Below are 26,398 nucleotides of genomic sequence, written 5' to 3'. Positions count from 1 at the left end.
CCAAGGGCTCTGTCATGCCCCTTAGCCTTGGATCAGGGCCCAAGAGGATCAAGTACGCACTTCGAAGTGGGTGCTTACACCGGGGTGAGTGTGCAGGTCAGAAGGGGGTACGGATGTCGGCGACCAGCAGGCCCGGGTCGGGCCACTGCGGGATCGACGCGGCCATGGGCGTGATCAACGGCAAGTGGAAGGTGCTCATCCTGTGGGCCCTGACCGAGCGGAGCCGGTGCCGCTTCGGCGAACTGCGCCGCCTGATCCCCGGCGTCACGGAGAAGGTCCTCTCCGCGCAGCTGCGCGAACTGGAGGCCGACGGCATCCTCCACCGCGAGGTCTTCGACGAGGTCCCGCCCCGCGTCGAGTACTCCCTGACCCCGCTCGGCGACGAACTGAACGAGGCCCTGGCCCCCCTCGGCGCCTGGGGCCGGCACTACATCGCCGGCCCGTCCCAGGGGAATCCGCCGCACACCCGTTAGCCGGCGGAGCCGACCTCGGCCACCACCACCGACGGGGTGCGGTCGTCCGCCTCCGCCAGGAGGGTGCCGCCGGGGGACCAGATCGCGGATCCGCCGCAGCCCGTCCAGGCGCCGGCCGGGCCGACGTGGTTGGCGAGGACGACGTACAGGCCGTGGTCTCTGGCGATGGCCGGGTGGACCGTGGCCCGCTCCCGGACGCCGTCGCCCGTCCCGTACAGGGAGCTGGCCACCTGGACGCGGCAGCCGTCGGCCGCCCCGCGCGCGGCGAGGTCGGGGAAGTGGTTGTCGTAGCAGATGGCCAAGGACAGCCGCAGCCCGCCGAGTTCGCAGCGCCCGTCGCTCCCGCCCGCCCCGAAGACGTCCTGTTCCTGCTGGTAGAGGTGCTGCTTGAGGTACGTCGTCAACAGCCGGCCCCGCGCGTCGAAGACCAGGGAGGCGATGGCCGGGCGCGGACCGTCCGTGCGCAGGGCGCAGTTGACCACGCTTGCGATGCCGGCCGAGCGGACCGGGTCCAGCCGCGGATCCTCGGCGTCCACCCACAGGCCGGGGTCGGCGGCGATCGCCTCCGGTTCGTAGCCGGTGAGGACCAGTTCGGGGAAGACCACCAGCTCCGCCCCCAGGTCACGGGCCCGCCCGGCCAGGGCGGCGGCCCGGGCGGCGTTGCCGGGGACGTCGGCGGGTGTGCAGGTCAGCTGGGCCGCGGCGATCTTCATACGGTCAGGATGCCAGCCCGCCGCACACCCCCTACGCGATGCCCACGGTGTACGCCGCGCGGTAGCCGGAGCCGTCCGGGGCGAGGGCCAGCGTCATGGAGCGGCCGCTGGCGCGGTACCGGTCGTCGCGCTCGTTGGGGTGCAGCGGGGCCTTGCGGCGGGCGTACGGGTCGCGCGCGTACACCCCCAGCAGCAGGTCCTCGGGGAAGAAGAACTGCGAGGTCACCGTCGAGCGCCGGTCGGGGCGCACCTTGAAGTGGATGTGCGGCGCCAGCCCCGCGTACCAGCCGGGCACGATCGTGCGGAACACGCACCGGCCCGTCCGGTCGGTGACCTGGGTGCCGCGCAGGTAGGTGCTCTTGCCCGTCGAATAGTCGCCGGCCGCGTCGGCGTGCCACACGTCGATCGCCGCGTCCGCCAGCGGCCGGCAGCCCGCCGAGACGCGGACCACCGTCAGGTCCAGCCGCAGCGGCACCCCGCCCTGCCCCTCGGTGATGTCGGAGCGGTTCCGCTTCAGGTCGAGGTAGTACGGGCCCTCGCTCGCCTGTGTCGTCAGGACGCAGCCCGGGGTGCTGCCGCCCGGCGTCTGCTGCCCGGCGGCCCCGCGGACCTCCGTACGGCCGCTGCCGCACGCCGTGCCCAGCGCGGCGATGCCGGCCGATCCGGCGGCCAGCAGGACCGCCCGCCGGCTGGTCCGGGAGGTGTCGTTGTCCGTCATGCGAACCTCTCACGCGTCGCGCCCGGGGCCCTCACGCGCGGCGGGGCCGCCCACCGCGCCCACCGTGCCGCACCTCGCCGCCCCGGCCCGCGACCGACACGGGACCCGCCGCCGCCGTCACCGGGACGGGCCCACGCCCGCCGCTGCTCAGTGCGCGGGTCCCCGCAGCAGCGTCAGGAACGCGCGGAAGGCGCCCGGCATGTCCACCGACTCCGGCGCGAGCAGCCACTGGTACTGCAGCCCGTCCATCACCGCCACCAGCAGCGGAGCCGCCGCCTCCGGGGTGAGCCCCGACGGCAGCCGGTCGCCGAACTCGGCCCGCAGTACCGTCGCCATCTCGGCGCGCACCTGCGCGTACCGCTCCGTGAAGAACTCCCGGGCCGGATGACCGTCCGTCACGCTCTCGCCCAGCAGCGCCGAGAAGGTCTGCACGATCCCCGGGCGCATCGCGTTGTAGTCCACCAGCGACGCCAGCAGGTCCAGGCGCCACTGCTCGGCCGAGGTGCGCGGGCCGCCCCCGGTGTCCCAGCGGTCGCGTTCCTCCAGGACCGCGACCAGGAGCGCCTCCTTGGTCGGGAAGTAGTGCAGCAGGCCCTGCTGGGTCAGGCCCACCCGCTCGGCGACCGCGCCCAGGGAGGCGCCCCGGTAACCGCGCTCGGCGATCACCTCGACCGCGGCCCGCAGGATCTCCCCGCGCCGCTCCTCGCTCTTGGCCCTGGCCATCGCCCCGGCACCCCTTCCCGTTCGTCCGCCGGTCAGTCTCGGTCCGTCCCGGTCCGCACGCGGGCCACACTCTGCGGCCTGTCCCCGCCAGCAGGACCGTACGCCATTATTAGATCACGAAAATATTACGAACCCTACCGATCTACAGGTAGGAGGTTCACCATGGGGGCACCCCGCACCGCACTCGACGAGGAGGCAGGCCGTGACCGGCGACGCCCTCAACCCCGATCAGGTCCGTGAGCACGTGGTGGAAGCCGCGCTCGGCAAGCTCGACCTGGACACCAAGACCCGGCTGCTCGCCGGGCAGGACATGTGGAGCCTTCCGGCGGTCCCCGAGATCGGCCTGGAGTCCCTCGTGATGTCCGACGGCCCCATCGGCGTCCGCGGCGTCCGCTGGACCGCCGACGACCCGTCCGTCGCACTGCCCTCCCCGACCGCGCTCGCCGCCGCCTGGGACCCCGCGCTCGCCCGCCGGGCCGGCCGGCTGCTCGCCCAGGAGGCCCGCCGCAAGGGCGTCCACGTCCTGCTCGCCCCCACCGTCAACCTGCACCGCACCCCGCTGGGCGGCCGCCACTTCGAGTGCTACTCCGAGGACCCCTTCCTCACCGGGCAGGTCGGCACCGGCTACGTCCAGGGCGTCCAGGACGGCGGCGTCGGCACCACCGTCAAGCACTTCGTGGGCAACGACGCCGAGACCGAGCGCTTCACCGTCGACAACGTCATCGCCCCGCGTCCGCTGCGCGAGCTGTACCTGGCGCCCTTCGAGGCCATCGTCGCGAACGCCCACCCCTGGGGCATCATGACGGCGTACAACCGGATCAACGGCACCACGATGACCGAGCACCGCTACCTCGTGAACGAGGTCCTGCGCGGCGAGTGGGGCTTCGACGGCTACAACGTCTCCGACTGGATGGCCGCCCGCTCCACCACCGGCGACATCGAGGGCGGCCTCGACGTCGCCATGCCCGGCCCGCAGACCGTCTACGGCGACGCGCTCGCCGAGGCCGTCCGCGCCGGCGAGGTCGCCGAGTCCCTCGTCGACGACGCCGTGCGCAACGTGCTGCGCCTGGCCGCCCGCGTCGGCGTCCTCGAAGGTGCCCCCGCCGCCGTCACCGGGATCCCGGCCGCCCTCGACGGCCAGGCGCTGGCCCGCGAGATCGCCGCCCGCGGCTTCGTCCTGGTCCGCAACACCGACGACGCCCTCCCGCTGGACGCCTCCGCCTGCCGTACGGTCGCCCTGATCGGCGCCGCCGCCCGCGACGCCCGCATCCTCGGCGGCGGCTCCGCCACCGTCTTCCCCGAGCGGGTGGTCTCCCCGTACGACGGCCTCGCCGCGGCCCTGCCCGAGGGCGCCCTGACCTACGCCGTCGGCGCCGACCCCAGCGAGGAACCCGGCACCGCCGACAAGGGCTTCGAGCTGCGCGCGGTCTGCCGCGACGCCTCCGGCACCGTCCTCGGCGAGGGCAGCCTGCCGTCGGGCCAGGTCCAGTGGATCGGCGACGACCTGCCCGCCGGCGCCACCTACGAGACCATGGCGTCCATCGAGGTCACCGGCACCTTCACCCCGCGCGAGAGCGGCGAGCACGTCTTCGGCACCCGCGGCCTGGGCGCCTTCACCCTCACCGTCGGCGGCGCGCGGGTCTGGGAGGGCGTCCAGGAGATGGGCGACGAGGCCGACCCCTTCGAGGCCTTCTTCGGCGCCCCCAGCGAGCGCGGCCGGGTCGGCCTCACGGCGGACGAGCCGGTCGAGGTGTCCCTGACCTACCAGGTGCCCGACATGGCCGCCATGCCGCTGAAGGCGGTCATGTTCTCGCTGCTCCACCTCGGCCCGCGGCGCGACCCCGACGCGCTCATCGCCGAGGCCGTGGCGGCCGCCCGCGGCGCCGGCACCGCCGTCGTGGTCGTCGCCACCACCGAGCGCGTGGAGTCCGAGGGCTTCGACCGCACGGACCTGCGCCTGCCCGGCCGCCAGGACGACCTCGTCCGGGCCGTCGCCGCCGTCAACCCGAACACCGTGGTCGTCGTCAACGCCGGCTCCCCGGTGGAGCTGCCGTGGCGCGAGGAGGTGGCCGCGGTCCTGCTCACCTGGTTCCCCGGGCAGGAGGGCGGGGCGGCGCTGGCCGACGTCCTGCTGGGCGCCGCCGAGCCCGGCGGGCGGCTGCCCACCACCTGGCCCGCCGCCTTCGCGGACGCGCCGGTCACCGAGGCCGTTCCCACCAGCGGCCGTCTGGAGTACGGCGAGGGCGTCTTCATCGGCTACCGGGCCTACGAGAAGCACGGCATCACGCCCGCCTTCCCCTTCGGGCACGGCCTCGGCTACACCGACTGGGCGTACGAGTCGCTGGAGGTGAGCGACGGCACCGCGCGGGTCCGCGTCCGCAACACCGGGACCCGCCCGGGCCGCGAGACCGTCCAGGTCTACCTGGCCCCCGTCGAGGACTCCGTGGAGCGCCCCGCCGCCTGGCTGGCCGGCTTCGCCTCCGTCGAGGCGGGCCCCGGCGAGAGCGTCGAGGCGGAGATCCCCCTGCCCGCCCGTGCGTTCGAGATCTGGGACGAGGAGGCGTACGGCTGGCGGCGGATCGGCGGTGCCTACGAGGTCCGCGCGAGCCGTTCGTACGCCGACACGCGGCTCACGGAGACCCTCGCCGTCTGAGATGGCCGAAAATCACCCATGAACCGGACCGGGGGCGGCTCCTGACGGCCGCCCCCGGTCCCCAGGCCCCCGGCCACCCCTACCGCCCGCGCTCCGGGCCGGCCGGCTGCGGCGGCGGGGTCGCCGACGTCACCTGGCGGTGCGCCAGCTCCGCGAGCCGCGCCTGTCCGTTCTTGCCCGGGTGGAACCAGTCCCACCGGCTCAACTGCTCGGTCGTGAAGGGGTACTGGAAGACCGCGCCCCCGTCGTAGCGGCACAGCCTGTCCTTCGCGCACACCTCGCGCAGCACCTCGTTGTACGCCACCACGCGCGCCCGGACCTGCTCGCGCCGCGCCGTGGCCCCCGCGGAGACCGACTCGGCGTCCGCCAGCATCGACTGACAGATGCCCAGCTTCCAGATCTGCCGCCCGACCGGGCTGTCCTTGCCCTGCGCCCACAGTCGCTGCAGGTCGGGCACGCTGGAGACGTACACCTGGGACTTGGGCGAGGCCGTCCGCAGCCCGGCCATCGCCTGCTCGAACCCGGTCCTGAAGTCCGCCACCGGCGTCATCGACGAAGCGGTGGGCCGGCAGGCGTCGTTCGAGCCCACCATCACCGTGACCAGGTCGGGACGGTGCTGCGCCGCCGCGGTCAGCTGTCCGGGCAGATCCGCCATCCGCGCCCCCGTGACCGCGTAGTTCCAGCTGGCGGCCGGGGCCTGCGCCGCGCCGAGCAGCCGGCTCGCCAGCGACTGCACCTCGGGGTCGTTCCCGGTGGCCCAGGACGCCTCGGGGCAGTCGGCCAGAACCGAACAGGCATCGAAACCACGGGTGATGGAGTCACCCACAGCGGCGATGGAGGACGGCGCGGTGTTCCAGCGCGGCACCAGGCGCGCCGCGGCCTGCGACCCGCGCTCCCCGCCGGGCCCGGAATCCTCCGCGGAGCAGCCGCTCAACGCCCCGACCAGCACAACTGCCGCCGTGCCCGCGCCCGCGAGGGCGCGCGGCGCACGACGGCGCGGACCGGTGGTGCGCATGGTGTGGATCCCTCCCTTGTCGCCCGCCGCCCGCGGGGGGCGTCCTGCTGAGTGAAAGCTCTGTGTTTACGGGCCTGGGAGCGACCGTACGTCACACCCGGACCCCTGGCGCACGGTAGCTTTTTCCCGTGGCGTTTCGGCCGCAGGTCCCGTGGCGCAATGTCCGATCTTTTCCGGTAAATTACATCACGTCACATAGTGTCCGTTTTCAGGAGTTTCATTCCCGACCTCGTCCCCACACTGGAGGTCCCGGTGACGACACGTGGAGTTCTGTACGTGCACTCCGCACCGCGCGCGCTCTGCCCGCATGTGGAGTGGGCGGTCGCGGGCGTGCTCGGGGTGCGGGTGAACCTCGACTGGATCAGGCAGCCCGCCTCCCCGGGCACCTGGAGAGCGGAGTTCTCCTGGCAGGCCGAGGCGGGCACCGCCTCCAAGCTGGCCTCCGCCCTGCGCGGCTGGCACCTGCTGCGCTTCGAGGTCACCGCCGAGCCCTGCCCCACCGCCGAGGGGGAGCGCTACAGCTCCACCCCCGAACTCGGCATCTTCCACGCCGTCACCGGAATGCACGGCGACATCCTGGTCCCCGAGGACCGGCTGCGCGCGGCGCTGGCCCGGTCCGCGCGCGGCGAGACCGACCTGGAGGCGGAGATCGCCAAGCTGCTCGGCAAGCCCTGGGACGACGAGCTGGAACCCTTCCGCTACGCCGGCGAGGGCGCGCCCGTGCGCTGGCTCCACCAGGTCGTCTGAGCGCGGCCGTACGCACCGCCGCACCCGTACACGTACACGTACACGTACGACGAGGCCCACCCGGACGCGCCGGGTGGGCCTCGTCGCAGCTACGGATCAGACGCTGCGGAACGCCAGCGTCACGTTGTGGCCGCCGAAACCGAACGAGTTGTTGATCGCGGCGATCGTGCCCTCGGCGGGCAGCGCACGCGGCTCGCCGCGCACGATGTCGGCTTCGATCTCGTCGTCCAGCTCGTCCACGTTGATGGTCGGCGGGGCCGTCCGGTGGTAGAGCGCCAGCACGGTCGCGACGGTCTCGATACCGCCCGCGCCGCCCAGCAGGTGACCGGTCATCGACTTGGTGGCGGAGATCGCCACGTGGTCGAGGTCGTCGCCCAGGACCTTGCGCAGCGCCTTCAGCTCGGCGGTGTCACCCTGCGGGGTCGAGGTCGCGTGCGCGTTGAGGTGGACCACCTCGGCCGGCTTCAGACCCGTGTTGTCCAGCAGGTTCTGCACCGCGGCCGCGACACCGCGACCGGTCGGCTCGGGCTGCGCGATGTGGTGGGAGTCGGCTGACAGGCCCTGGCCCAGCACCTCGCAGTAGACCCGGGCGCCCCGCGCGGCGGCGTGCTCGGCGGACTCCAGGACCACGACGCCCGCGCCCTCGCCGAGCACGAAGCCGTCGCGGCCCTTGTCGTAGGGGCGCGAGGCCTTCTCGGGCTCGTCGTTGTTCTTGGACATCGCCATCATGTTGGCGAACGCGGCGATCGGCAGCGGGTGGATCGCCGCCTCGGTGCCGCCCGCGACGACCACGTCGGCGCGGCCGGTACGGATCATCTCGACGGCGTAGCCGATGGCCTCGGCGCCCGACGCACAGGCGCTGACCGGGGTGTGCACGCCCGCCTGGGCGTTCACCTCCAGGCCGACGTTGGCCGAGGGGCCGTTGGGCATGAGCATGGGGACGGTGTGCGGGGAGACCCGGCGCACACCCTTTTCCTTCAGTACGTCGTACTGGTCGAGCAGCGTGGTGACACCACCGATACCGGAGGCGATCACGGTGCCCAGACGCTCCGGGGCGATGGAGCTGTCCTCGCCCGCCGGAGCGGTGTAGCCGGCGTCGGCCCACGCCTCACGGGCCGCGATCAGCGCGAACTGCGCCGAGCGGTCCAGACGGCGGGCCAGCGGCCGGGGCAGGACCTCGGCCGGGTCGACCGCCGCGGGGGCGGCGATACGGACCGGCAGCTCGGCGAAGCGCTCACCTTCCAGGGGCTTCACTCCGGAACGACCGGCGAGCAGACCTTCCCAGGTCGAAGCGCTGTCGCCACCCAGCGGAGTGGTTGCGCCGATACCGGTGACGACCACGGTGCGATTGGTCGGGCTCACAGGAATTCTTTCTCCACAAATAGAGGGTGCGAAATTGTCACGGCGCCACCGCCGGGTGGCGACAAACGCTCGTCAGACTCAGGCCTGGTGCTTCAGGATGTAGTTGGCGGCGTCGCCAACGGTCTTGAGGTTCTTGACGTCCTCGTCCGGGATCTTGACGTCGAAGCGCTCTTCGGCTGCGACGACGACCTCGACCATGGACAGGGAGTCGACGTCCAGGTCGTCGGTGAAGGACTTGTCGAGCTCGACGTCCTCGGTCGGGATGCCGGCGATCTCGTTCACGATCTCCGCGAGACCTTCGACGATCTCTTCCAGGGTGGCGGCCATGTGGCGCTCCTTCGATAGCTATCTGGTGGATCAGGGTGGTTCAGGGAAGGGATGTGGATCCCGGGCCCTAGGGGAGGGTAACGACCGTCGCGGCGTAGACGAGTCCCGCCCCGAAGCCGATGACGAGCGCCGTGTCGCCGCTCTTCGCCGCTCCGGTCGCCAGGAGCCGCTCCATCGCGAGCGGGATCGAGGCGGCCGAGGTGTTGCCGGTGGTCTCCACGTCCCGGGCGACCGTGACGTGCTCCGGCAGCTTCAGAGTCTTCACCATCGAGTCGATGATCCGCATGTTGGCCTGGTGCGGAATGAAGACGTCCAGGTCGTCCGCGGTGATCCCGGCCGCGTCGAGCGCCTGCTGGGCCACCTTGGCCATCTCGAAGACGGCCCAGCGGAACACCGCCTGGCCCTCCTGCGTGATGGCCGGAAACTTCTCGCCGCCGTCCTTGCCGAGGTACTGGTCCCACGGCACGGTCTGCTTGATGGTCTCCGACTTGTCGCCCTCCGAACCCCACACCGTGGGGCCGATGGCCGGCTCGTCCGAGGGCCCGACGACCACGGCGCCGGCGCCGTCGCCGAACAGGAAGGCCGTCGCGCGGTCCTCCAGGTCGGTCAGGTCCGAGAGCCGCTCCACGCCGATGACCAGCACGTACGGCGCGGAACCCTCGACGACCAGGCCCTTGGCCAGCGTCAGGCCGTAGCCGAAGCCGGCGCAGCCCGCGGAGATGTCGAACGCGGCGGGCTTGCCCGCGCCGATCCGGTCGGCGATCTCGGTCGCGACGGCCGGGGTCTGCTTGAAGTGCGAGACCGTCGAGACGATCACGGCACCGATCTGCTCGGGGGAGATCCCGGCGTCCGCCAGGGCCTTGCCCGAGGCCTCCACCGACATCGCGGCCACCGTCTCCTCCGGGGAGGCCCAGTGGCGGGTGGCGATGCCGGAGCGGGACCGGATCCACTCGTCGGACGAGTCGATCGTCTCGAGGATGACCTCGTTGGGTACGACACGCGTCGGGCGGTAGCCGCCGACGCCGAGGATGCGCGCGTACGGGGAGCCCTTGGCAGGCTTGATCTTCGACATGCTGTGTGGGCTCCTTCTCTCAGCCCGCGTGCTCGGCGATGAGCGCCGCGGCCTTCTCGAGATCGTCCGGGGTCTTCAGGGCCACCGACGGCACGCCCTTGAGGGCACGCTTGGCCAGGCCCGTCAGCGTGCCGCCGGGGCACAGCTCGACGATCCCCGTGACGCCCAGCTCACGGAAGGTCTCCATGCACAGGTCCCAGCGGACCGGGTTGGCGACCTGGCCGACCAGGCGGGCGACGACATCGGCGCCCGAGGTGACGACCTGACCGTCCTTGTTGGAGACGTACGCCAGCGCGGGGTCGGCCACGGCGAGGGCGCTCGCGGCCTCCTCCAGCGTGGCGACCGCCGGGGCCATGTGGTGGGTGTGGAAGGCGCCCGCGACCTTGAGGGAAACGACCTTCATGGAACCTTCGGGCTTCTCGGCCTCCAGGGCAGCCAGCTGCTCCATGGTGCCGGCGGCCACGATCTGGCCCGCCCCGTTGATGTTGGCCGGGGTCAGCCCCAGCTTCTCCAGGTGCGCGACGACCACGTCCTGGTCACCGCCGAGGACCGCGGACATGCCGGTCTCGGTGACGGCGGCCGCCTCGGCCATGGCGAGCCCTCGGCGGCGGACGAGGGAGAGCGCGTCCTTCTCGGAGAGCACACCGGCGTACGCGGCGGCGGTGATCTCACCGACGCTGTGGCCGGCGACCGCGCCGAAGCCCGTCTGCAGGGCGGAGGCCGACAGCAGGCCGGCGGCTACCAGCAGCGGCTGGGCGACGGCCGTGTCGCGGATCTCGTCCGCGTCGGCCTTCGTGCCGTAGTGGGCAAGGTCGAGCTCGATGGCGTCCGACCACGCGGCGACGCGGTCGGCGGCGCCGGGGAGGTCGAGCCAGGGGGTCAGGAAGCCGGGCGTCTGAGCGCCTTGGCCGGGAGCGACGAGTACGAGCACCCTCACACTCTCTCTTGTGTTCGGTCCACGCCGCCCGTGGGGACAGGGACGAAGAACCGTCGGGGTAATTGTTGATGTCCGACAAAAGTCTAGGACTGCTGATCGCCGTCGGCCAGACGCCCGAGAATGAGCGCGATCCGCAAGGTGAATGCGGAACGGACATCAGAGGGTGACCAGCCGGTGACGTCGGTCACACGTCGGAGCCGGTAGCGCACCGTGTTCGGGTGCACGAACAGCATCCGAGCTGCGCCTTCGAGACTGCTCGCCTGTTCGAGATACACGCTCAGCGTCTCCAGCAGAGCGGAACCCGCCTCCTCCAGCGGTCTGTAGATCTCCTCCACCAGCTGTTCGCGTGCCGAAGGGTCGGAGGCGATGGCGCGCTCCGGCAGGAGATCATCCGCCAGTACCGGCCGCGGCGCGTCCTGCCACGCCGAGCAGGCCTTCAGGCCGGCCGCCGCGGCCTGCGCGGACCGGGTCGCCGCCATCAGGTCCGGCACCACCGGACCGGCCACCACCGGACCTGCGGCGAACGGCCCGATCAGGGACTTCGCGACCTGGAGCGGATTGTCGCTGCCACCCGCGATCACGACGAGGCGGTCGCCGAGCACCCCGGTCAGGACCTGGAGCTTGTGGTGCCGGGCGGCCCGCCGGATCGCCTCGACCGTCAGCTCGCTGTCCCCGTCCGGGGCGGTGCCCAGCACCACGCACACGTGGTCGGGCGAGTTCCAGCCGAGCGCCGCCGCCCGGGACAGCGCGCCCTCGTCGGCCTCCCCGGACAGCACCGCGTTGACGACCAGCGACTCCAGGCGGGCGTCCCACGCGCCGCGTGCCTCGGCGGCCTGCGCGTACACCTGCGCCGTGGCGAAGGCGATCTCCCGGGCGTAGACGAGCAGGGCCTCGCGCAGGATCGACTCGTCGCCGGGCGCGGCCACCTCCTCGATGGCCGCCTCCATGACCTCGATGGTCGTACGGACCATCTCGACGGTCTGGCGCAGCGTGATCGCCCGCGTCAGCTCGCGCGGGGCGGTGCCGAACACGTCGGTCGAGATCGCCTGCGGGGTCTCGGGGTGCCGGAACCACTCGGTGAACGCGGCGATACCGGCCTGGGCGACCAGGCCGATCCAGGACCGGTTCTCCGGGGGCATCGCCCGGTACCACGGCAGCGTCTCGTCCATGCGGGCGATCGCGTTCGCGGCGAGCCGTCCGGAGGATTTCTCCAGGCGGCGCAGCGTCGCGGTATGCGGATGGGCGGGTTGCGCGTGATGCGCCGGGGAAAGCTCACGTTCGGGTTCGGGCACGGGACAAGACTGCCTTATCCGGACGCCCGGGCCGAGTCCCGGGTCTACCGTGACCCCCATGATTGATGTACGCCGAGGCGCCGACCGCTATCCGGGCGGGGACGCGACGGCCGGGATCACGACCCGCCACGCGTTCTCCTTCGGGAACTTCTACGACCCCGACAACGTGCGCTTCGGGCCCGTGCTGGCCTGCAACGAGGAGGTCCTGGAGCCGGGGGCCGGTTTCGAGGAGCACGCGCACAGCCACACCGAGATCGTCACCTGGGTGGTGGAGGGCGAACTCACGCACAAGGACACCACCGGGCACGCGAGCGTGGTGCGTGCCGGGGAGCTCCAGCACTTCAGCAGCGGGGCCGGGGCGCGGCACGTGGAGCGCAACGACGCCACCGTGCGGCTGCGCTTCCTGCAGATGTGGCTGGCGCCGCTGCTGCCGGGCGGCGAGCCCGCGTACACGGCGGTGCCGGGCGTCGCCGACGGCACGTCGTACCCGGTCCCGGCGGCGGGCGCGGTGCTGCACGTGCGCCGTCCGGGCGCGGGCGAGCGGGTCGCCGTACCGGACGCGCCGCGGGTCTACCTGCACGTGGTGCGGGGGGACCTGCGCCTGGACGGCGAGGAGCTCGGGCCCGGGGACGCGGCGCGGATCACCGGCGAGAGCGGTCTGGAGATCGTGGCGGGATCCCCGGGCGAGCTGCTGCTCTGGGAACTGGAGGTGTAGGCCTGCGGTGGTCGCCTAGCGGGCGGCGAGTTCGGCGAGGACCGCGTCGGTGAACGGGGGCCAGGCCTCGACGGCCCACGGGCCGAAGGCGCGGTCGGTCAGCGCCACGCAGGCGGCGCGGGCGTCCGGGTCCACCCACAGGAAGGTGCCGGACTGGCCGAAGTGGCCGAAGGCGCGGGGTGAGGATCCGGCGCCGGTCCAGTGCGGGGACTTGCCGTCGCGGATCTCGAAGCCCAGGCCCCAGTCGTTGGGGGACTGGTGCCCGTACCCCGGCAGGACGCCCTTCAGGCCCGGGTGGACCACGGACGTGGCGGCGGCGACGGTACGGACGTCCAGCAGCCGGGGGGCCTGCAGCTCGGCGGCGAAGCGCACCAGGTCGGCGACGGTGGAGACGCCGTCCTTGGCGGGCGACCCCTCCAGGGTGGTCGCGGTCATCCCCAGCGGCTCGCAGACCGCCTGGTACAGGTACTCGGCGAACGGGATGCCGGTGGCCTTGGTGATGTGGTCGCCCAGCACCTCGAACCCGGCGTTGGAGTACAGCCGGCGCTGCCCGGCCGGAGCCATCTGGCGGTGCTCGTCGAAGGCCAGGCCGCTGGTGTGCGCGAGCAGGTGACGGACCGTGGAACCCTCGGGGCCGGCCGGCTCGTCGAGCTCGATCGCGCCTTCCTCGTACGCGACGAGGGCGGCGTAGGCGGCGAGCGGCTTGGTGACGGAGGCGAGCGGGAAGCGGTGGGCGACCGGACCGTGCGCTCCGGTGACGGTGCCGTCCGCCCGGACGACGGCGGCCGCCGCGTTCGGCACCGGCCAGTTCTCGATGATCCGCAGGCTCTCCATGCCGCTGAGCCTACTTGCTTGGAGTGCACTCCAGGGTTTTAGCGTGTGGGTCATGAGCCTGACGCGGACGACGCGGTACACGATCAGTGAGGTCGAGGCCCGGACCGGTCTGACCCAGCACACCTTGCGCTGGTACGAGCGGATCGGCCTGATGCCCCACGTGGACCGGTCGCACTCCGGGCAGCGGCGGTTCACCGACAAGGACCTCGACTGGCTGGCCTTCGTGGGCAAGCTCCGCGCCACCGGGATGTCGGTGGCGGACATGGTCCGGTACGCGGAGCTGGTCCGCGCCGGTGAGCAGACCTTCGACCAGCGGCGGGAGCTGCTGGAGCAGACGCGGCGCGAGGTGGCCGCGCGGATCGCGGAGCTGACGGACGCGCTGGCCGTACTGGACTACAAGATCGGCATCTACGGCGGAAAGGCATCCTCATCATGACCCCTTCGGGAACCACTGCGGGAACCCCTTCGGGAACGGGGCCGGAGCTGGGCCGCCAGGGCCTGGGCTGCATGGGCATCAGCGAGTTCTACGGCGCCACCGACGAGGCGGCGGCGCGGGACACGCTGGAGGCGGCGCTGGAGGCGGGCGTCAGGCTGTTCGACACGGCGGACGTCTACGGGCGCGGGCGCAACGAGGAGTTCCTGGCGCCGTTCCTGGCGGCGCACCGGGACGAGGTCACGCTGGCCACGAAGTTCGGCATCGAGCGCAACGACGACCCGCACTACCGCGGGACCCGCAACGACCGGGCGTACGTCCGGCAGGCGGTGGAGGCCAGCCTGAAACGGCTGGGCGTGGACGTCATCGACCTCTACTACATGCACCGGCGGGACCCGCGGGTGCCGCTGGCCGAGTCGGTCGGCGCGATGGCGGAGCTGGTGGCGGAGGGCAAGGTCCGTCACCTGGGGCTGAGCGAGGTCACCGGCGCGGAGCTGCGCGAGGCGTACGCGGTGCACCCGATCGCGGCGCTGCAGTCGGAGTGGTCGCTGTTCAGCCGGGACGTGGAGCGCAGCGCGGTGGGCGCGGCGGCGGAGCTGGGGGTGGCCTTCGTGCCGTACTCGCCGCTCGGGCGGGGCTTCCTGACGGGGGCGTTCGCGGACGCCGGCGCGGAGCTGTCGGCCGAGGACTACCGCCGCTACCAGCCGCGGTTCACCGGGGACAACGCGAGGGCCAACGCGGAGCTGCTGGCCCCGGTCCGCGAGGTCGCGGCGGCGCACGGGGCGACGGCGGCGCAGATCGCGCTGGCGTGGGTGCACGGGCGGGCGTCGGTGCACGGGCTGACGGTGGTGCCGATCCCGGGGACGCGGCGGCGGTCACGGCTGGCGGAGAACGCGGCGGCCGCCGCGATCCGGCTGACCCCGGCCGAACTGGCCCTGCTGGAACCGCTGGCCTCCCGCGTCGCGGGCGACCGCTACCCCGACATGACCTTCACCTCGGTCCCCCGCGAGCCCTGACCTGCGGGGCCCCGCGCCTCAAACGCCGGCGAGGCTGGGGTGGCGCCCGGCGGCGCTGGACGGGTGCCCGGGGGCTCTCCCCGTACGTGCGCTTCGCGCCCGTGCGCTCAAACGCCGCGCGGGCTTTCCATGCCCCGCCGGGCACCTGATCCAGCCTCGCCGGCGTTTGAGGCGCGGGGGCCCGGGGGCGGAGCCCCCGGAACCGGCCCGCCGGGCACCCGTTCAGCGCCGCCGGGCACCTGATCCAGCCCCGCCGGCGTTTGAGGCGCGGGGGCGCGGGGGCGGAGCCCCCGGGGTGGGGGCGTCAGGCGTCGGCCGTGAAGCGGTCGCGGAGGGTGGTGTACTCGGCGTCCGTCAGCAGGCCCGCGCCGTGCAGCTCCGCCAGGTGCCGCAGGCGGTCCGAGGTGTCCTCGCGCCCCGGCACGGGTCCCGCCGCCACCGGGGTGCGGCGGCGGATCGCCGCCAGGACCGCCGCCGCGAACGGCAGCGACTCGTGCACCGCCCCGTTGCCCATCCCGAACACCACGGCCGCCGGATCCTGGTCCGCCGGCACCGGCACGGGCACCGGCGCCGCGCCCCGCTCCGCTCCGCCCCCGTCCCGCAGCACCAGCCGCAGGTGGCCCCCCGGCCCCTCCGGCGAGTGCCACTCCACGTCCGAGATCTCCGCCAGCGGATAAGTGCGGTCGCCCGACTTCCACTTGGTGCTCGACGCCCCGGTCCGCGACCAGCGGAAGGTCACCGCCCCCGCCTCGAACGTGGCGCGCGCGTCGTACGCCTTCAGCTGCAGCGGCGGCTGCGGCACCTCGACCAGGAAGCGCTCCGCGGGCTCGTCCGTCAGCCGCGCCTCCAGCGCCTCGGCCAGCGACTGCGCCCGCGCCGCCCGCTCACCCGGCAGCACCAGGCGGTACGGATCGCACACATCCCTCAGCTGCCCCGCGGCCACCTCCGCCAGCGGGTCCGCCCCCGGCCTCGGCTCGGCGCGCAGCACCACCGTGTCCCGCTTCCCCGCGGTCACGCTCAGCCCGGCCAACGCCTCGTACGGGATGCGGCGCTGCCCCAGCGCGGACCACAGCCGCGGCGTACGTATGCCCCGTTCGAAGCGGATGAGCACCGAGTCCGAGTCGAACTCCCAGACGGCATGATTTCCGGCCAGTACGTCACCCATGCGGGCCATCGTAAGGGAGCCGGCACGAGTCGTCCCCGCCCGCGCACACCACCGAACCGTACGAACCGGTTCCGATTTTGGCGAAGTTGTCCACCGACTGGGTCCCTGGCTCGAAATAGCCGGTGTGGTTCTTCGCCCCGGCGGCCGACAGCCGGCGCGACCCGAAGGCCTGCGAGACGGGGTCCGCCCCGTGGCCGACGCCGCCGACCTCCAGGTGCGGAACGTCCTCGATCCAGTCGTCCTCGGCCCGCGTCGCCCACACCCGCGCCGCCGTGCCCAGGCCGGTCACGTTCGGCGCGCGCATGCCGGGGCTGCCGGCCACGACGATGTCGGTCACCCGGTCCGGCAGCCGGCGCGCGGCCACGCCGCACACCACCGAGCCGTAGCTGTGGCAGAACAGGGCCACCGTGGCATCGCCCGGCAGCGCCGCCGCCAGCGACTCCAGGCGGACGGACCCGTCCATCGCCATCCGGCCGGTGGCCGCGTCCATGCCCACTCCGGCCGGGGTGGTGTAGTCGGCCCACGCGATCACCGCGGTCGGTGTCCGCGGGTCCTGCGCGCGCTCGGCGGCGTACAGCGACTCGGCCATCCCCACCGGCGCGCTGTAGTGGCGCTGGGTCCGCTCGAAGGTCAGCAGGTCGGTGTCGACGCCGGGGACGATGACCGAGACCCGCCGCGCGCGGTCGAGGTCGCCGAAGACCTCGGCGGCGCGGCCGCTGCCGGTCGGGTCGAAGGCGAGGATCTGCCGGCCGGGTTCGGCGAGCGAGGCCAGGCGGTTCGAGAGCCGGCCGGCCTCGGTGCGGTCGGCGGGAGCCAGCCGTACGTCCTCGGAGCGCAGGGCGGCCACGCGCTCGGCCTGCGCCAGGGCGCGCCGGTTGGCCCGGTAGCGCAGCTGCGCGGGGGCCCCGTCGAGGTTGCCGACCACCAGCGGGTGGGTGTCGGCCAGGTACGCCTGCTCCGCCCCGCCGAGGCCGGCGAAGAAGCGCGCGACGGTCCGTACGGGGGAGTCGGCGGGCGGCAGCGGCCGGCCGCCCGGGCGGTCGGCGGCCCACGCGGCGAGCGCGGGGACGCGCGGGGAGACCTCTTCGTCGGGCCGGTGCACCGCGGTCCAGCCGGTGGTGGCGAGCATGACGAACACCACGACGAGCGCGAGGTAGGCGCGCAGCGTGGTGGGCGAGGGGGGAGCGGTGGGGAGGGCGGGGCCGGGCACGTTCACTGGGAAACAGCGTAAGAGAGCTCCGGCGGCCGTGGTGCGCCGGGTGACCGGGGTCACCGCCGACCGGGTCACCCCCGGAGCGGACGCCCTGTCAGCGCCAGTCGGCGGCCAGAGCCGGGCTGATCTGGTCGAGGTAACTCTCCGTCATGCGGCGGATCGCCTCGACGCTGGTGTCGTCGCCCTGTCCCCACAGCCGTCCGGTGACACGCATCACACCCGAGAAGGCGGCGACGGCGACCCTCGGGCGCGGGTCGGTGTCGACGTCGAGGCCCTCGCGCTCGGCGATCAGCGCCGCGATCCGCTCCTCCAGCTCGGTGGAGCGGCGCAGGTGCACGGCGAGCAGGGCCGGGGTGGACTCGATCAGCCGGTAGGTGCGCATGTAGAGGTCGACGGGGACGGCCTCGGTGATGGCCTCGCCGATGGTGTCCCAGGCCTCCAGTACGGCGTTGCGCATGGCGCGCAGGGGGCCCTCGGTGGCCGGGCGGGCCTGCAGCGCGGCCACGAAGTGGCTCTCGACGAGGTCCTGGACGGCGAAGGCGACCTCCTCCTTGTTCGCGAAGTAGCGGAAGAAGGTGCGCTGGGAGACGTCGACGGCCTCGGTGATCTCGTCGACGGTCGTCCGCTCGTACCCCTGCTCGACGAAGAGGAGCAGCGCGGCGCGCAGCAGTGCGTCGCGGGTGCGCCGCTTCTTGCGTTCGCGCAGGCCCGCCGGGGCCGCCGGCGCGGGCTGCTGGTCGGTGATCAACCGCGGGTCCTCTCGGGTGCGCATCTGACGCTGAGTGAGCGGTCAGGGTACCTGTGACCGACCTGACAGTGGCTGCCCCGTTAAGCCGTTTGTGAACTGTCAGTCGCTGTCACTAGCCTGGCGGCATGACGAGTCAGATCACCCTCGACGACCGGGTGCCCGCCAAGGAGCCCGCCCCCGGACCGGCCTCCTCCGGACTGCGCGGTCACCCCTGGTTGACGCTCTTCGCCGTGGCGATCGGCGTCATGATGGTCACCCTCGACGGCACCATCGTGGCCGTCGCCAACCCCGCGATCACCGCGGACCTCGGCGCCACGCTCGCCGAGGTGCAGTGGATCACCAACGGCTACCTGCTGGCCCTCGCCGTCTCCCTGATCACCGCCGGCAAGCTCGGCGACCGGTTCGGCCACCGCCAGACCTTCCTCATAGGCATCGCCGGCTTCGCGGTCTCCTCGGCCGCGATCGGCATCTCCGGCAGCGTCGAGCTCGTGATCGGCTTCCGCGTGGCGCAGGGCCTGTTCGGCGCGCTGCTGATGCCTGCCGCGCTCGGCCTGCTGCGCGCCACCTTCCCCGCCGAGAAGCTCAACATGGCCATCGGCATCTGGGGCATGGTCATCGGCGCCTCCACCGCCGCCGGCCCGATCGTCGGCGGCCTGCTCGTCGAGCACGTCAACTGGCAGTCCGTCTTCTTCATCAACATCCCCGTCGGTGTGATCGCGCTCGTCTTCGGCCTGGTGATCCTGCTCGACCACCGGGCGGAGAACGCCCCGCGCTCCTTCGACCTGCTGGGCATCGTGCTGCTGTCGGCGGCGATGTTCTCCCTGATCTGGGCGCTCATCAAGGCCGCCGAATGGGGCTGGGGCGACACCAGGACGCTGCTCTTCCTGGGCGCGTCCGTGCTCTGCTTCGCGCTGTTCGCCTTCTGGGAGACGCGCGTGGCCGAACCGCTCATCCCGCTCGGCATGTTCCGCTCGCTGCCGCTGTCCGCCGGCACCGTGCTGATGGTGCTGATGGCCTTCGCCTTCATGGGCGGACTGTTCTTCGTCACCTTCTACCTGCAGAACGTCCACGGCATGAGCCCGGTCGACAGCGGCCTGCACCTGCTGCCGCTCACCGGAATGATGATCGTCGGCTCGCCGCTCGCCGGCGCCGCCATCACCAAGATCGGCCCGCGGATCCCGCTGGTCCTGGGCATGGTCGCCACCGCCGTCGCCTGCTTCGGGATGGCCCGGCTCACCCCGGACACCGGCACCCTGACCATGTCGCTGTGGTTCGCCCTGCTGGGCCTGGGCCTCGCGCCCGTCATGGTCGGCGCCACCGAGGTCATCGTCGGCAACGCCCCGCTGGAGCTCTCCGGTGTCGCCGGCGGCCTCCAGCAGGCCGCCATGCAGGTCGGCGGCAGCCTGGGCACCGCGGTGCTGGGCGCCGTCATGGCCGGCACCGTCACCGACACGTTCGGGGACAAGTGGGCGGCCGCGCAGCTGCCGCCGCTCGCCCCCGAGCAGCTGGCGCTGGCCGAGTCCGCCGTCACGGTCGGCGTGGCTCCGGTCGACCCCGCCATGCCGCCGGAGATGGCCGCGGCCGTCATCCAGGTGGCGCACCAGACCTTCGTCGACGGCATGAGCACGGCCTTCACCGTCGCCGGCGTCGTCGCGGTGCTCGCCGCGGTCGTCGCGGGCTTCACCAAGCGCGGTGCGAACGCGGAGGCGGGCGCGGGCGCGGCCCACATCTGACGGCCCGCGGCTCCCGGCCGCGGCACGCCCCCGGAGGCGTCAATTCCGTACGTACGACAGCCCCGCCAGCCCCTGCCGGCGGGGCTGTCCCCTATCCGGGTGATCCCGTCCCGGCGATCTTCCACTCGCACATCGCCGCAGGTCAGCGTGGTCTCGTCCACCGATTCGAACCACTCGGGAGCTGATCGACATGCGTACCACCCACGCCTTCCTCGCCGCCGCCGCGCTGACCCTGACCGCGCTGCTGCCCGGCGCCCCCGGGGCGCACGCCGCCCCGCAGCCGCTCGGGCGGTGCGAGACCGGGCAGCTGTGCCTGTGGGCGAAACCCGATTTCCGCGGCACCCGGCAGGTCCATGAGCTGAGCACCGTGGCCGTGGACTCGTGCGTACCGCTGCCCGAGGGCACCAGCGCGCAGTCCCTCGCCAACCGCACCGGGCGGCCGGTGACCACCTTCCAGTCGGCCGTGTGCGAGGAGACCGGGGAGTTCCAGACCTACCCGGGCGACGGCGTCTGGCTGCCCCAGTCGCCCTACCAGGTCCGCGCCTTCAAGGTCCGGGAGAGTTAGGGGATGCCCGGCGGGGCCCGGCCGAACCGCCGGGCCCGCTTGCCCGGGCCCGCTCGCCCCGGCCCGCCTGCCGCCGCGGGCTTGCCGGAACGTCGCGGGACGTCGCGGACGCGATCTACGAGGTCGCCAGGTACTCCCGGGCCGCGCGGACCGCCTCCGCCGGGGTCCGCCGCGCCATCAGCACGCACAGCGTGTACGCGGCGTCGTCCAGCTCCTGCAGGGCCTGCTCGCCCCCGCCCTCGGCGGCCGCCCGGCAGTCGAGGTACCGGCCGAGCACCTCGCCCGCGTACCCCCGGTCGGGTGCCAGCTGCAGGGCCGGCTCCGCGATGTCCGGCCCGCCCGTGACGGAGTTCCGTGCCCGGGCCCCTTCGACCGCCGCCCGCAGCGCCCGGCCGACCCGCCCGGGGACCGGCGCTCCGGGCGTACGGGTGACCAGCACCCGGGCCACGTCGTGGACGCCCGTCCCGGTGGCCGCCGAGGCGGCGGTCAGGATCCGGCGCGCGGTACGGGCCGTGCACGGCGTCAGGGCCATCAGCATGCCCACGGCCATCGCGACGGTGGCGTCCGCGCCCGCCGGCGCGTGCGGAGCCCCGGATCGCGCGGTGGCGGGAGTGGTGACGGGGAACGTCATGGGCTCTCCTTCGAAGAAACCCCCGCCCATTCAAACACCACGCCCGGTGACCGTCACCTCACGCCTTCGCCGGGCGCGGGCACGATGGCGGGCGGGACCGCGGGCACCGTGACGGGCGGGGCCTCGCCGCCCAGCCGGGACACCTCGGCGCGCAGGGCCCGTACCTCCGCCTGGAGGTCCTGGATGGCCGCCAGTTGGAGCCGTTCCACGTGGTCGTCCCGCTCGAAGCGGGCGATGAACCAGGCGGCGATGTTGGCGGTCACCACACCCAGCAGGGCGATCCCGGACAGCATCAGGCCGACGGCCAGGACCCGGCCCAGGCCCGTGGTGGGGGAGTGGTCGCCGTACCCCACCGTCGTCATGGTGGTGAACGACCACCACACCGCGTCGCCCAGGTTCTTGATGTTGCCGTCCGGCGCGTCGCGCTCCACGCTCAGCACCGCCAGCGAGCCGAACATCATCAGCCCCACCACGGCCCCGGCGACGTACGTGGTCAGCCGCACCTGCGGAGCCATCCGGGCCCGCCGGCCCACCAGCAGCAGGGTGGCGACCAGTCGCAGCAGCCGCAGCGGCTGCACCAGCGGCAGCACCACGGCCGCCAGGTCCAGCCAGTGCGTGCGCACGAAGCGCCGGCGGTCGGCCGCCAGGCCGAGGCGGATCAGGTAGTCGGCGGCGAAGGCCCCCCACACCACCCACTCCGCGTAGGTGCAGGCCCGGTGCACGGCCGGGCTCGCGTCGGGCACGACGATCGGCACGGCGTAGGCGGCGGCGAAGGCCACGGCGAGCACCAGCAGCGGGGTCTGCGTACGGCGCTCCCACCGTGCCTGGCGGGAGGGTTCCTTCATGCCCAGCATCGTAAAGAACGAGTAAGGGCGCCGGGACGGGTGTCCCGGCGCCCTTACTGCGGCCTGCGCCTGCGGCCTGCGCGCGTCGGCTAGGCGTCGCCGCCCGCCGCGCCCGGGTCGGCGGCGGCCACGTCGAGCAGCTGGTAGCGGTCGACGGCCTGCTTCAGCACCGAGCGGTCGATCCTGCCCTCCTTGGCGAGCTCGGTGAGCACCGCCAGGACCACCGACTGCGCGTCGATGTGGAAGAACCGGCGGGCCGCGCCACGGGTGTCGGCGAAGCCGAAGCCGTCCGCGCCGAGCGAGGTGTACGCCCCCGGCACCCAGCGGGAGATCTGGTCCGGAACCGCCCGCATCCAGTCGGACACCGCCACGAACGGGCCCTCGGCACCCGACAGCTTCCGCGTCACGTACGGGACGCGCTGGTCCTCCTCCGGGTGGAGCAGGTTGTGCTCCTCCACGGCGACGGCCTCGCGGCGCAGCTCGTTCCAGGAGGTCGCCGACCAGACGTCGGCCCGGACGTTCCAGTCCGCCGCCAGGATCCGCTGGGCCTCGAGAGCCCACGGCACCGCCACGCCCGAGGCCAGGATCTGCGCCGGGATGACGCCCGTCTCGCCCGCCGACACCCGGTGGATGCCCTTGAGGATGCCGTCCACGTCCACGTCGGCCGGCTCGGCCGGGTGCTGGATCGGCTCGTTGTAGACGGTCAGGTAGTAGAAGACGTCCTCGGCCTCCGGCCCGTACATCCGCCGCAGACCGTCCTGGACGATGTGCGCGATCTCGTAGCCGTACGCCGGGTCGTACGCGACGCAGCCCGGGTTCGTCGACGCCAGCAGCTGGGAGTGGCCGTCCGCGTGCTGCAGGCCCTCACCTGTCAGGGTGGTCCGGCCGGCGGTCGCGCCGAGCACGAAGCCGCGCGCCAGCTGGTCGGCCATCTGCCAGAACTGGTCACCCGTGCGCTGGAACCCGAACATCGAGTAGAAGACGTAGACCGGGATCAGCGGTTCGCCGTGCGTCGCGTACGCCGAGCCCGCCGCGATCAGCGAGGCCGTGCAGCCCGCCTCCGAGATGCCGTCGTGCAGCATCTGGCCGGTCGGCGACTCCTTGTACGCGAGCAGCAGCTCGCGGTCGACCGCCTCGTACTGCTGGCCCAGCGGGTTGTAGATCTTGGCGCTCGGGAAGAAGGCGTCCATGCCGAAGGTGCGGTACTCGTCGGGCGCGATCAGCACGAAGCGCTTGCCGATCTCCTTGTCCCGCATCAGGTCCTTCAGGATGCGGACGAAGGCCATCGTGGTCGCGATCGACTGCTGGCCCGAGCCCTTCTTGGCGGCCGCGTACGCCGCGTCGTCCGGCAGCTGGAGCGGCTTGGCACGCACCACACGGGTCGGCACGTAGCCGCCGAGCCCGCTGCGGCGGTCGTGCATGTACTGGATCTCCTCGGAGTTCCGGCCCGGGTGGTAGTACGGCGGCAGGCCGCTCTCCAGCTGCGCGTCCGTGATCGGGATGTGCAGGCGGTCGCGGAAGCCCTTGAGGTCGTCGACCGTCAGCTTCTTCATCTGGTGGGTCGCGTTGCGGCCCTCGAAGTTCGGACCCAGCGTCCAGCCCTTGATCGTGTGCGCCAGGATCACCGTCGGCTGGCCCTTGTGGGCCTTGGCCGCCGCGTACGCCGCGTAGATCTTCTTGTGGTCGTGGCCGCCGCGGCCCAGGTGGAGCAGCTGCTGGTCGGTCATGTTGTCGACCATCGCGCGCAGCCGGTGGTCGTCGCCGAAGAAGTGCTCACGGATGTACGCACCCGTCTCGGTGGCGTACGTCTGGAACTGGCCGTCCGGCGTCGAGTTCATCTTGTTGACGAGGATGCCGTCGCGGTCCTGCGCGAGCAGCGGGTCCCAGGAGCGGTCCCAGATCAGCTTGATGACGTTCCAGCCGGCACCGCGGAAGACCGACTCCAGCTCCTGGATGATCTTGCCGTTGCCGCGCACCGGGCCGTCGAGGCGCTGCAGGTTGCAGTTCACGACGAAGGTCAGGTTGTCCAGGCCCTCGCGGGCGGCGAGCGTGAGCTGGCCCAGCGACTCCGGTTCGTCCATCTCGCCGTCACCGAGGTACGCCCACACGTGTGACGCGGAGGTGTCCGCGATCCCGCGCGCCTCCATGTACCGGTTCATCCGCGCCTGGTAGATCGCGCCGATCGGGCCGAGGCCCATCGAGACGGTCGGGAACTCCCAGAAGTCCGGCATCAGGCGCGGGTGCGGGTAGCTGGACAGCCCGTACGGCGCCTTCGACCTCTCCTGGCGGAACGCGTCGAGCTGCTGCTCGGAGAGGCGGTCCAGGAGGTAGGCGCGGGCGTAGACACCGGGGGAGGCGTGCCCCTGGAAGAAGATCTGGTCCCCGCCGTCGCCCTCGTCCTTGCCCCGGAAGAAGTGGTTGAAGCCCACGTCGTAGAGGGAGGCGGAGGAGGCGAACGTCGCGATGTGGCCGCCGACGCCGATCCCGGGGCGCTGGGCGCGCGAGACCATCACGGCCGCGTTCCAGCGGGTGGCGTTGAGGACCTTGCGCTCGATCTCCTCGTTGCCGGGGAAGAACGGCTCGTCCTTGGTGGCGATGGTGTTGACGTAGTCCGAGCTGCGCATCTCGGGGACGGCCACGCGCTTCTCGCGGGCCCGCTCGATCAGCCGCAGCATCAGGTAGCGGGCGCGCTCCCGGCCCCGCTCGTCGACGGCGGCGTCAAGGGAGTCGAGCCACTCCTGGGTCTCCTCGGGATCGAAGTCCGGGACCTGGCTCGGAAGGCCGCCAATGATGATCGGGTTGCGATCGGATGCGGAAGCCACGCTGTTCCTTCACTGTCGGGGGGAGTCGTGCCTTGGATCACACCGGCTCCCATCGTGTACCGCCGACCGGGAATCGTCATCTTTACCGTGGGGTAACCCCTGGTGAGTTCCAGCCACCCTGGATCGTTCACGGGACGCTCCGGACAGATCGCAACCTTACGCCCAGCCCCCGGACGGGTCCGTAAGACCGTTCGTCCCCCGACGGGGTACGAAAGTCCTCCGGAGCTGCCGAATATCCTGGAATGGTGTGGCATGGACCATGGGAGATGCGGCGCGGTGGTGTCAGGAGTTGCGTGGAGACGGCCCCAAACGTCACTGTTTCGACGGTCTCGACCGCCGGGTACTTGCGCGATCCGCCGCTCCCGTGTGGACTACGCCCAATGCTGCGCGTACGCGCGCGGCCCGAAGACATTCACCGAACACGAGCAGGAGGCACCCCGTGAGCGCGACCGCGGACCACGCGGAGAGCAACCTGGCCACCCGGCTGGGTTTCCAGTCCGAACAGGTGGTCCAGGAGATCGGCTACGACGACGATGTCGATCAGAATTTCCGTGAACTGGTCGAGGAACTCATCGGCAATGATCTTGTAGATGAGGAATACGACGACGTGGCCGACGCGGTACTGCTGTGGTTCCGCGACGAGGACGGTGACCTGACCGACACCCTGGTCGACGCCACCGAACTGGTCGAGGACAGCTCGCTGATCCTGCTGCTGACCCCCAAGACCGGCCGGCCCGGTTACGTGGAGGCCAGCGACATCAGCGAGGCCGCCCAGACGGCGGGCCTGTCGCAGACCAAGAGCGTCAGCGTGGGCAAGGAGTGGAACGCCAGCCGCCTGATGACACCCAAGGCCGCCAAGTCCAAGCGCTGAGCCGCGCGCAGGCCATGCGCTGAGCCGCGCGCCGCGGCCGAGCGGACGACGAACCCCGCCGACCCCGAGGGTCGGCGGGGTTTCTGCGTGCCCGCGGGGCGCCCCGTACGCCGGCCGCGGGCCGCAGGCCCTAGGCTGGGCCCACCCGAACAGCCCAGCGAGAGGGATACGAGAGATGGCGATCGAGGTCGGCACCAAGGCCCCGGACTTCGAGCTCAAGGACAACCACGGCCGCGCCGTACGCCTTTCCGACTTCCGTGGCGAGAAGAACGTCGTTCTGCTGTTCTACCCCTTCGCCTTCACCGGTGTGTGCACCGGCGAGCTCTGCGAGCTGCGCGACCAGCTGCCGCGCTTCCAGAACGACGACGTCCAGCTGCTGGCCGTCTCCAACGACTCCGTGCCGACCCTGCGCGTGTTCGGCGAGCAGGAGGGGCTGGAGTACCCGCTGCTGTCGGACTTCTGGCCGCACGGCGAGACCTCCCGCGCCTACGGCGTCTTCGACGAGGAGAAGGGCTGCGCGGTCCGCGGCACCTTCGTCATCGACAAGGACGGCATCGTGCGCTGGACCGTGGTCAACGGCCTGCCCGACGCCCGCGACCTGAACGACTACATCAAGGCGCTCGACAGCCTGTAGGCCCCACCGGGCCGCGATCCGGCCCTGTTCCGGTGACGGGATCTTGTGAATTGGCCGCCTATGGGCGGGAACCCGTCACTAGGATCGAAACGTTGATCTGACAGCAACCGCACGACGGGGCCCCCGCCCCACCCGAGAACC

26 protein-coding genes are annotated in these 26,398 nt (G+C 72.5%); 10 read left to right on the top strand and 16 right to left on the bottom strand.

Going from position 1 to position 26,398, the window contains the following annotated elements; translation table 11 throughout:
- Nucleotides 1-113: 113 nt before the first annotated feature.
- Complete coding sequence (locus ACZ6KO_RS10850) at nucleotides 114-473, top strand: winged helix-turn-helix transcriptional regulator (RefSeq protein ID WP_469302827.1); 360 nt, start codon at nucleotides 114-116, stop codon at nucleotides 471-473.
- Here ACZ6KO_RS10850 and ACZ6KO_RS10845 read toward each other — a convergent pair.
- The 3 genes from ACZ6KO_RS10845 to ACZ6KO_RS10835 form a co-directional block, all read right to left on the bottom strand.
- On the bottom strand, nucleotides 470-1,186 hold the full coding sequence (locus ACZ6KO_RS10845) for a carbon-nitrogen hydrolase family protein (RefSeq protein WP_469302824.1): 717 nt from the start codon (nucleotides 1,184-1,186) through the stop codon (nucleotides 470-472). The two genes, ACZ6KO_RS10850 and ACZ6KO_RS10845, sit on opposite strands and share 4 nt — an antisense overlap.
- 31 nt (nucleotides 1,187-1,217) lie before the next feature.
- Entirely contained in the window at nucleotides 1,218-1,904 is a 687-nt protein-coding gene (locus tag ACZ6KO_RS10840) for a dioxygenase family protein (protein WP_469302822.1), read from the bottom strand.
- A 147-nt stretch (nucleotides 1,905-2,051) separates the two neighbouring features.
- A complete protein-coding gene (locus tag ACZ6KO_RS10835; RefSeq protein WP_469302820.1) occupies nucleotides 2,052-2,627 on the bottom strand; it encodes a TetR/AcrR family transcriptional regulator in 576 nt (191 codons plus the stop codon).
- A gap of 202 nt (nucleotides 2,628-2,829) precedes the next feature.
- On the opposite strand from ACZ6KO_RS10835, the gene ACZ6KO_RS10830 reads away from it, so the two are divergent.
- Nucleotides 2,830-5,280: a beta-glucosidase gene (locus ACZ6KO_RS10830; RefSeq protein ID WP_469302818.1), complete on the top strand. Its 2,451-nt coding sequence runs from the start codon at nucleotides 2,830-2,832 to the stop codon at nucleotides 5,278-5,280.
- Nucleotides 5,281-5,359: 79 nt separating this feature from the next.
- Here the strand turns inward: ACZ6KO_RS10830 and ACZ6KO_RS10825 are convergent, their stop codons facing one another.
- The gene (locus ACZ6KO_RS10825; protein WP_469302815.1) at nucleotides 5,360-6,295 is read right to left on the bottom strand and encodes an SGNH/GDSL hydrolase family protein; all 936 of its coding nucleotides are present in this window, start codon (nucleotides 6,293-6,295) and stop codon (nucleotides 5,360-5,362) included.
- A gap of 252 nt (nucleotides 6,296-6,547) precedes the next feature.
- Between ACZ6KO_RS10825 and ACZ6KO_RS10820 the strand changes: the two genes are divergently transcribed.
- Nucleotides 6,548-7,042, top strand: a complete 495-nt coding sequence (locus tag ACZ6KO_RS10820; protein ID WP_401448800.1) for a DUF3145 domain-containing protein — start codon at nucleotides 6,548-6,550, stop codon at nucleotides 7,040-7,042.
- A 96-nt stretch (nucleotides 7,043-7,138) separates the two neighbouring features.
- On the opposite strand, the gene fabF is transcribed toward ACZ6KO_RS10820, so the two are convergent.
- The 5 genes from fabF to ACZ6KO_RS10795 form a co-directional block, all read right to left on the bottom strand.
- A complete protein-coding gene (gene fabF / locus ACZ6KO_RS10815) occupies nucleotides 7,139-8,404 on the bottom strand; it encodes a beta-ketoacyl-ACP synthase II (RefSeq protein ID WP_469302813.1) in 1,266 nt (421 codons plus the stop codon).
- A gap of 78 nt (nucleotides 8,405-8,482) precedes the next feature.
- Nucleotides 8,483-8,731 carry an acyl carrier protein gene (locus ACZ6KO_RS10810; protein ID WP_401448806.1) on the bottom strand — a complete coding sequence of 83 codons (249 nt, stop codon included), beginning with the start codon at nucleotides 8,729-8,731 and terminating at the stop codon, nucleotides 8,483-8,485.
- A gap of 67 nt (nucleotides 8,732-8,798) precedes the next feature.
- On the bottom strand, nucleotides 8,799-9,803 hold the full coding sequence (locus tag ACZ6KO_RS10805; RefSeq protein WP_469302809.1) for a beta-ketoacyl-ACP synthase 3: 1,005 nt from the start codon (nucleotides 9,801-9,803) through the stop codon (nucleotides 8,799-8,801).
- 19 nt (nucleotides 9,804-9,822) lie between these two features.
- Nucleotides 9,823-10,734, bottom strand: coding sequence for an ACP S-malonyltransferase (locus ACZ6KO_RS10800; RefSeq protein WP_469302807.1), 912 nt, complete (start codon nucleotides 10,732-10,734; stop codon nucleotides 9,823-9,825).
- An 89-nt stretch (nucleotides 10,735-10,823) separates the two neighbouring features.
- Nucleotides 10,824-12,032 (bottom strand): PucR family transcriptional regulator, encoded by a 1,209-nt coding sequence (locus ACZ6KO_RS10795; protein ID WP_469302805.1) that lies wholly within the window; start codon nucleotides 12,030-12,032, stop codon nucleotides 10,824-10,826.
- A gap of 58 nt (nucleotides 12,033-12,090) precedes the next feature.
- Here ACZ6KO_RS10795 and ACZ6KO_RS10790 point away from each other — a divergent pair, with 58 nt between their 5' ends.
- Nucleotides 12,091-12,747 carry a pirin family protein gene (locus ACZ6KO_RS10790; protein ID WP_469302803.1) on the top strand — a complete coding sequence of 219 codons (657 nt, stop codon included), beginning with the start codon at nucleotides 12,091-12,093 and terminating at the stop codon, nucleotides 12,745-12,747.
- A gap of 15 nt (nucleotides 12,748-12,762) precedes the next feature.
- Here the strand turns inward: ACZ6KO_RS10790 and ACZ6KO_RS10785 are convergent, their stop codons facing one another.
- Nucleotides 12,763-13,581 (bottom strand): serine hydrolase domain-containing protein, encoded by an 819-nt coding sequence (locus ACZ6KO_RS10785; RefSeq protein WP_469302801.1) that lies wholly within the window; start codon nucleotides 13,579-13,581, stop codon nucleotides 12,763-12,765.
- Nucleotides 13,582-13,633: 52 nt separating this feature from the next.
- Between ACZ6KO_RS10785 and ACZ6KO_RS10780 the strand changes: the two genes are divergently transcribed.
- Together ACZ6KO_RS10780 and ACZ6KO_RS10775 are read left to right on the top strand one after the other, a co-directional pair.
- A complete protein-coding gene (locus tag ACZ6KO_RS10780) occupies nucleotides 13,634-14,017 on the top strand; it encodes a MerR family transcriptional regulator (protein ID WP_469302799.1) in 384 nt (127 codons plus the stop codon).
- Nucleotides 14,014-15,030: an aldo/keto reductase gene (locus ACZ6KO_RS10775; RefSeq protein WP_469302796.1), complete on the top strand. Its 1,017-nt coding sequence runs from the start codon at nucleotides 14,014-14,016 to the stop codon at nucleotides 15,028-15,030. The genes ACZ6KO_RS10780 and ACZ6KO_RS10775 overlap by 4 nt, the downstream gene beginning before the upstream one ends.
- Nucleotides 15,031-15,334: 304 nt before the next feature.
- Here the strand turns inward: ACZ6KO_RS10775 and ACZ6KO_RS10770 are convergent, their stop codons facing one another.
- From ACZ6KO_RS10770 to ACZ6KO_RS10760, 3 genes are all read right to left on the bottom strand, one after another.
- Nucleotides 15,335-16,195, bottom strand: a complete 861-nt coding sequence (locus ACZ6KO_RS10770; protein ID WP_469302794.1) for a DUF4429 domain-containing protein — start codon at nucleotides 16,193-16,195, stop codon at nucleotides 15,335-15,337.
- Nucleotides 16,188-17,324: an alpha/beta hydrolase gene (locus ACZ6KO_RS10765; RefSeq protein ID WP_469303857.1), complete on the bottom strand. Its 1,137-nt coding sequence runs from the start codon at nucleotides 17,322-17,324 to the stop codon at nucleotides 16,188-16,190. The genes ACZ6KO_RS10770 and ACZ6KO_RS10765 overlap by 8 nt, the downstream gene beginning before the upstream one ends.
- 178 nt (nucleotides 17,325-17,502) lie before the next feature.
- Nucleotides 17,503-18,180, bottom strand: a complete 678-nt coding sequence (locus ACZ6KO_RS10760; RefSeq protein ID WP_469302791.1) for a TetR/AcrR family transcriptional regulator — start codon at nucleotides 18,178-18,180, stop codon at nucleotides 17,503-17,505.
- Nucleotides 18,181-18,281: 101 nt separating this feature from the next.
- On the opposite strand from ACZ6KO_RS10760, the gene ACZ6KO_RS10755 reads away from it, so the two are divergent.
- Together ACZ6KO_RS10755 and ACZ6KO_RS10750 are read left to right on the top strand one after the other, a co-directional pair.
- On the top strand, nucleotides 18,282-19,889 hold the full coding sequence (locus ACZ6KO_RS10755; protein WP_469302788.1) for a DHA2 family efflux MFS transporter permease subunit: 1,608 nt from the start codon (nucleotides 18,282-18,284) through the stop codon (nucleotides 19,887-19,889).
- A 190-nt stretch (nucleotides 19,890-20,079) separates the two neighbouring features.
- Nucleotides 20,080-20,454, top strand: coding sequence for a peptidase inhibitor family I36 protein (locus ACZ6KO_RS10750; RefSeq protein ID WP_469302785.1), 375 nt, complete (start codon nucleotides 20,080-20,082; stop codon nucleotides 20,452-20,454).
- Between the two features lie 115 nt (nucleotides 20,455-20,569).
- Here ACZ6KO_RS10750 and ACZ6KO_RS10745 read toward each other — a convergent pair whose 3' ends face one another.
- The 3 genes from ACZ6KO_RS10745 to aceE form a co-directional block, all read right to left on the bottom strand.
- Nucleotides 20,570-21,085, bottom strand: a complete 516-nt coding sequence (locus ACZ6KO_RS10745; protein WP_469302783.1) for a DUF5133 domain-containing protein — start codon at nucleotides 21,083-21,085, stop codon at nucleotides 20,570-20,572.
- 53 nt (nucleotides 21,086-21,138) lie between these two features.
- The gene (locus tag ACZ6KO_RS10740) at nucleotides 21,139-21,930 is read right to left on the bottom strand and encodes a potassium channel family protein (protein WP_469302780.1); all 792 of its coding nucleotides are present in this window, start codon (nucleotides 21,928-21,930) and stop codon (nucleotides 21,139-21,141) included.
- A gap of 89 nt (nucleotides 21,931-22,019) precedes the next feature.
- The gene (gene aceE, locus ACZ6KO_RS10735; protein WP_469302776.1) at nucleotides 22,020-24,752 is read right to left on the bottom strand and encodes a pyruvate dehydrogenase (acetyl-transferring), homodimeric type; all 2,733 of its coding nucleotides are present in this window, start codon (nucleotides 24,750-24,752) and stop codon (nucleotides 22,020-22,022) included.
- Nucleotides 24,753-25,191: 439 nt separating this feature from the next.
- Here aceE and ACZ6KO_RS10730 point away from each other — a divergent pair, with 439 nt between their 5' ends.
- Both ACZ6KO_RS10730 and ACZ6KO_RS10725 read left to right on the top strand, forming a co-directional pair.
- Nucleotides 25,192-25,623, top strand: coding sequence for a DUF3052 domain-containing protein (locus tag ACZ6KO_RS10730; RefSeq protein WP_469302774.1), 432 nt, complete (start codon nucleotides 25,192-25,194; stop codon nucleotides 25,621-25,623).
- A gap of 175 nt (nucleotides 25,624-25,798) precedes the next feature.
- On the top strand, nucleotides 25,799-26,257 hold the full coding sequence (locus tag ACZ6KO_RS10725; protein WP_469302772.1) for a peroxiredoxin: 459 nt from the start codon (nucleotides 25,799-25,801) through the stop codon (nucleotides 26,255-26,257).
- The last annotated feature ends 141 nt before the right edge of the window (nucleotides 26,258-26,398 follow it).

It is taken from the genome of Streptomyces sp. NPDC042102 (assembly GCF_055582305.1).
Note: the sequence above shows the minus strand (reverse complement) of the source record. Positions and strands in the feature narration are given on the sequence as shown.